Source organism: Pseudomonas yangonensis, assembly GCF_009932725.1.
Lineage (GTDB): Bacteria > Pseudomonadota > Gammaproteobacteria > Pseudomonadales > Pseudomonadaceae > Aquipseudomonas > Aquipseudomonas yangonensis.
In genome coordinates this window covers 1-780 of sequence record NZ_BLJU01000065.1, presented here as the reverse complement: position 1 = coordinate 780, position 780 = coordinate 1, and the positions used below count along the sequence as shown (strand labels likewise).

The window sequence follows — 780 nt, the reverse complement described above, 5'->3', positions numbered from 1 at the left end:
ATGCTGGCGCTGTAGTGGATGGAGTAGAGAAAACAGGTGATCAGGTCCAGCGGCTGGTCGGCCTGGAAGCCGCACATGTCCTGCCGGAAAAAACGTGCCTCGGGGCAGCGCTGGGCGGCGTGGTCGAGCATCGGCTGGTTGATGTCCAGCCCGCTGCTGGCGTAGCCGGCATCGAGGAAATGGCGCACGTGCGGGCCGGTACCGCAGGCCAGGTCGAGATGGCGCTTGCCGCCGTTGCCGAACAGCTGCTGCAGGCGGTGCACGCAGTGGCTCTGCGCGGCGTAGTCGATGTCCGCGCACATCAGGTCGTAATAGCCCGACAGGTCGGTATAGAGAGCGTTGCCGGACATGGTGACCCGTCAGGGGAGTCGAGGGGCGCGCATCATATCGCAAGCGCAGCCGCGCGCCGATAGAGAAACTTCGCCGCGCTGACGGCTATTCCCAACGGGCCGGTACGTGCCGCGCCCCCGCTAAACTCCTGGCGGTTGCAGCCGAAACAATGGCGTCAACCTTCATCGAGATGACCCACATGTTCAATGGAAGACTGAAGCAAGAGTTGCAGGCATTGCGTGACGATTTCTCTTCCGTTGAGCAGGTGCGCGCCAGCCTGGAAGAGGAAATGCTGGTGCTGATGCTCGACCCGCAAGGTCGCATCGCGCGCGCCAACGACAACTTTCTCAAGGAGATGGGCTACACGCCGGAGCGGCTGCAAGGCCAGCCCCTGCTGGCGCTGATCCCCGAACATGTGCGCGGTCTCGACTTCCACCACCGCGTGCGCCA

2 protein-coding genes are annotated in these 780 nt (G+C 63.6%); one reads left to right on the top strand and one right to left on the bottom strand.

Features of this window, described 5'->3' with window-relative positions; translation table 11 throughout:
- A partial coding sequence (locus GYB81_RS23455) for a class I SAM-dependent DNA methyltransferase (RefSeq protein WP_161897976.1) occupies nt 1-350 on the bottom strand: 350 nt, incomplete at its 3' end.
- A 179-nt stretch (nt 351-529) separates the two neighbouring features.
- Between GYB81_RS23455 and GYB81_RS23450 the strand changes: the two genes are divergently transcribed.
- Nucleotides 530-780, top strand: a 251-nt coding sequence (locus GYB81_RS23450) for a PAS domain S-box protein (RefSeq protein WP_161897975.1), incomplete at its 3' end; no start/stop codon positions are given.